Below are 5,137 nucleotides of genomic sequence, written 5' to 3' on the forward strand. Positions count from 1 at the left end.
GGTTTCCACTTACAGCAAATTGTCATCAAACCTGGAACAAGAACCCCACCCCCAACCCCCTCCCTGCAAGCGATGAGGGGGCTAAGATGTACCTTGTGTGATTGCAAATTGCTGTATCTAGAAGAAGAATCGGCCCCAACCAGAAAATGAGGCGATAGCGAGGCGCACCGTCGGAATCGCCAGTAGACTAGAAAATCTGCTAAGTCCGGGGGGCGATCGCTGCCCAAAAAAGCTACTAAGTAGGTTGGCGTTGAAAATTGTCGTTATGGCAAGGCAAAAGGCAAGAGTGAAGAGGGTTTGGGCAATTTTACGTTTCTTTACACAGTTTGGTTTTATTGTGTTCACCTACTGATCGCGAATTGAATTTAAGGGAAATTACCCATTATCAACCTGTATTTCTCATGCCGGCAGCAATTCCGTTGATGGTTAATAACGCCCCTCTGAGTAATTCTCCTTTGCTGTAACGAGAATGAATTACTCCGGTTGTGGGGGCAGTTTTAGATTGACGTAATCGTTTAAGGAGAGAAACTTGAATAAATCCTAACGGCACAATTGTTCCATTTCTTAATTGTACAGAACGTTGTAATACTGGATCACCATCTAATAGTTTTTGGTGTCCGGTGATTTTTAAAACTAAATCCCTGGTCAGCAAGAACTCGCTAGAAATTTGCTCAAAAACTTTCTCAAATCGCGGTTTGTCTTCAGGTTTAGACAGTTCATCAACATAGTGACGCGCCATTTCCATGTCCACTTTTGCTAAAGTCATTTCGGCTTTAGAAATCACCATTTTAAAGAATGGCCATTTGAGGTAGAAATAGCGGAGTAATTTCAAATGTTGTTCTGGTTCTGCGTCCAGAAATTCTTGTAAGGCTGTTCCAATTCCATACCAAGAAGGTAATAAAAACCGGGTTTGTGTCCAACTAAATACCCAAGGAATCGCTCGTAAGCTACTTAAATCTTTTTTACCAGATGGACGACGGGCCGGACGAGAACTAATTTGCAATTGGCTGATTTCTTCAATGGGGGTGACTTGGTGGAAGAAGTCAATGAAATCAGGTTGCTCATAAATTAGGTTACGATAGTGCTGACGCGACGCATGAGATAACTCTTCCATAATCTCATTCCAAGGTTCAATATCATCAAACCCTGTTCCTAATAAACTGGCTTGAATTACGGCTGTGGTGATGGTTTCCAAGTGATACAAAGCCAAATCCAACAAGGAATATTTAGAAGCTAAGACTTCCCCTTGTTCGGTGATTTTAATCCGGCCACTAATACTGTGACCTGGTTGGGCTAAAATCGCTTCATAGGCAGGACCGCCACCACGACCTACAGAACCGCCTCGTCCGTGGAAAATCCGCAGATTTACACCGTAACTTTCGGCGATTTTCTGAAGTGATTTTTGAGCTTTATGAATTTCCCAGTTACTGCTTAAAAAACCAGAATCTTTATTACTATCGGAATACCCCAACATTACTTCTTGTAAGTTAGGATTCAAAGTAGAAACAGATGGAGATGCTTGTTCTTCACTTTTGTTGATTGTGGTATAACCTCCAGCCAGCATTGCCCGATATAAAGGCAATTCAAACAGTTGGCGCATTACGCCCCTAGAACGTTGTAAATCTTCTACGGTTTCAAATAGAGGCACAACGCGAATTGTTCCCACTGCAACTACAGGATCAAATAAGCTTGATTCTTTGGCGAGGAGTAAAACTTCTAGTACGTCGCTAACTTCACGGCACATACTAATAATATAAGTTTGACAGATTTTAATGCCAAATTCTTGTTGTAGCGATCGCAAAATTCGGAAGGTTTCAATCACATCATTGGTTTTTTCTGAAAATGGTAATTCAGCGGGAATCAATGGCCGTCGAGTTTGCAATTCTGAAGTTAACCAGGCGATTCTCTGTGCTTCTGATAATTCGTTGTAGGACTGGGGTAACAGTTGCAAGTATTCCAGAATCTCATTGATAGCATCAGCATGACGGGATGATTCTTGCCGAATATCTAATTGAGTCAGATTAAAATCAAATATTTCTACTTGACAAATCAGGTTTTCCAACTCTCGACAACTTAAACCTGTTTCTGTTAAGTTGCGTTGAATTAACAACAATTCTGTTAAGAATTCTGCACCCGAACGGTACATAGGTGCATCTTCATTGTTTGGGGTTTCCCGATTATATAAGGCTAAATTGCGATCGCGGGTATTTTCCAACCGCTGGAGAATGTAAGATAACTTCAGGCGATAAGGTTCTTGGCGGAAACGCAACGCCAAATCATCATACACCCCACTTAACTGTGATTGATCCAACTCCAAAGACTCTAGCAAATCTGGTAGTACATCACTCCAGTGCATAGATACACTCAATAAAGACACCAACTCTTTAACTGACTTAATATACCGCTCTAAGACCATTTTCCGTTGATAACAGGCGGTTTTCCAAGTTACTTCCGGTGTCACCGAAGGATTACCATCTCGGTCTGAACCTACCCAAGAACCAAAAGAGCAAAAATTTGTCGTTGGTGGTTGTAACCAAGGAAAAGTTTCTCCCAAGGAATATTTGAAGCGTTTGTATAGTTGCGTAATCCCATCAAACAACACTTCTTGAAAGTAGTGAAGAGCATAATCTACTTCATCCAAAACTGTCGGTTTAAACTGATGCAACTCATCGGTTCGCCACCACAGGCGAATTTCTTCCAGTAATCTTTCCTTGACTTCCAAAGTTTCCCAAGGATAGCTACTAGCACGACTTTGGGCTTCATCTAGTTTTTGCAAAAGATGAACCACCTGACGCTGTTTATCCCGGATAGTATGACGGACAATTTCCGTCGGGTGTGCAGTGAAAACTAAGCGGATATCCAGTTGAGAAATTAGACGTTGAATTAGTTGGGGTGGAACATTCAATTTAAATAACAGGGGAAATAAAGCCGCGAAAGTCCCTTTTTGCGGAGTTTCCGATGTCATCAAATCACTACCTATTTCCTTAGTAATAGGCAATTCTTCTTCTCTTTGGTTCGTAGAATAAATTATACTAGGGAAAACCTCTTCATCCGTTTCTCCACTATAGCGGTTTAATTGCTGCTTTTGCTCATATTCCTGCTCAATAATATTAATCAACTGAAAATATAACGCAAAAGCACGCGCCCCACGAATCGCTTCATTGATATTTAATTGTTCAATTAATTCTACAGCCGATGCAGCTAAGTCATTGGTGGCTTGTCCCTCTGGAGAACATAAGTCCCGCAATTGGCGCAAAAGATCCACCATTTCCTGACCACATTCTTGACGCAGCACCGACTCCCACAATTCCTCTACTACCTGTAGACGATGACGTAAGAATAATTCTGACTGTAGCACTGGAAAATCAATATGTTCAGCTTTCATACTTTTCATCATACTCTTACTTAAGATACTCAAAACATCTAACCTACCTTTTTGAGCATCCAATATCAAGCTGTTAGCTTTTTTTTAGGAGCTACTCACAGGTGACTTATCTTACTTTTAACTGCTTTTGATTCATTTTCAGTAGAGAAGAGGCAAGTAAAATAAACCGCTTCACCAAATTCCTACTAGTTATTTTAGGATAAAGTTCACTTTCACTCAATAGCCAACAGGAGAAAAGCCATAGCAGAAGTCAGGAGTTAGACAGAGTGTCAACTAATGTGACATAAATTTCGATGAACACAATAAAAGCAATCCGTGTAAAGAAAAGCAAAATCGCCCAACCTCTCTTCACTCTTGCCTCTTCCCTTGCCATAAGGACAATTTTCCATGCTAACCACTTAGATCCGCAACAAATTGAATCTAATTCACCTCAAACGGAAAACCGTACTCTAGTGACAGGGTTTCATCACTGTACCCCAAATTTGAACTCGATACAATCAGGAGGTAGCTAAAAAGATGCTGTTGTCCAGAGAAAGTTACAAAAATTAACACAGCAGAAGTAGGAGAGTTATCAATATGGGAAATCAACTAAAAACTGCTATTTTACTGGCTACTCTCAGTGGCTTATTAATAGCAATTAGTTACTGGGTGATTGGTGGTACGGGAGGCTTAGTTATCGGTATTGGGTTGGCAGCAGCGACTAATTTGTTCTCATGGTATCAATCAGATAAGATTGCTTTAGCAGTATATAACGCCCAACCTGTCAGCGCGGCGGAAGCACCCGGACTGTATCGCATCGTCCAAAAATTATCTACCCGTGCCAATATTCCCATGCCGGGGGTGTATATTGTTCCTAGTCCCACTGCCAATGCGTTTGCGACAGGAAGAGACCCTGAACACGCGGCTGTGGCTGTTACTGCGGGGATTTTGGACATCCTGCCAGAGGACGAATTAGAAGGCGTAATTGCCCACGAACTTACCCATATTATCAATCGTGATACCTTAACTCAAGCGATCGCCGCCACTGTCGCCGGTGCTGTTTCTTTCCTCGCGCAAATGCTCAGTTATAGTATGTGGTTTGGTGGCGGTTCACGAGATAATGAAAGAGGTGGCAATCCTTTAGGTGTCTTAGCAACAGTCCTATTTGCGCCCATTGCTGCTACTGTAATTCAGTTAGCAATTTCCCGCACCAGAGAATTTTCCGCTGATGCTGGTGCAGTAAAATTAACAGGTAATCCTCGCGCCTTAGCTAGGGCCTTACAACGGTTAGAATCTACAGCTAGACAAATGCCTTTGAATGCTAACCCAGCTTTTGAACCATTATTAATTATTCATCCCATTTCCGGGCAGTTTTTGGGAAATCTTTTCTCTAGTCACCCAGCCACTGAAGCAAGAGTAGAAGCTTTACTACAATTAGAACGGCAACTTATTAGTCGTTAATCATCTATCCTTGGTCATAAGTATATTAATGTCAGTTGCTAGTTAGGTACATTGTCAGAAATGGCTAACGCCACGCTTCGCTATCAGGATGTCCAGAATTAAAGGATGAACAGGATGAAATTTCTGTTTTCATCACCAATTAACTATTACCAATTACCCATTACCAGCCTCAACTAAGTAGAGTAACGTAAATAATTAAAGGTTTGTAGTAAGGTCTTTAGACCTGAAAGTAGGGCTAAAGCCCTAACTACGAGCCAATTTCAGAATCTGTTAACTTACTTAACATAGTTCTATTTATTTTTGTCTACCTAC

The 5,137-nt window shown here is 41.3% G+C and carries 2 protein-coding genes; one reads left to right on the forward strand and one right to left on the reverse strand.

All coding sequences use genetic code 11. The features are described 5' to 3' along the window. Nucleotides 1-385: 385 nt before the first annotated feature. Nucleotides 386-3,394, reverse strand: coding sequence for a phosphoenolpyruvate carboxylase (ppc, locus tag PN471_RS04780; RefSeq protein WP_271775871.1), 3,009 nt, complete (start codon nucleotides 3,392-3,394; stop codon nucleotides 386-388). A 567-nt stretch (nucleotides 3,395-3,961) separates the two neighbouring features. Here ppc and PN471_RS04785 point away from each other — a divergent pair. After that, the gene (locus tag PN471_RS04785) at nucleotides 3,962-4,825 is read left to right on the forward strand and encodes a zinc metalloprotease HtpX (protein ID WP_271775870.1); all 864 of its coding nucleotides are present in this window, start codon (nucleotides 3,962-3,964) and stop codon (nucleotides 4,823-4,825) included. Nucleotides 4,826-5,137: the final 312 nt, after the last annotated feature.

Source organism: Aphanizomenon sp. CS-733/32 (assembly GCF_028330045.1).
Classification (GTDB): Bacteria; Cyanobacteriota; Cyanobacteriia; order Cyanobacteriales; family Nostocaceae; genus Dolichospermum; species Dolichospermum gracile.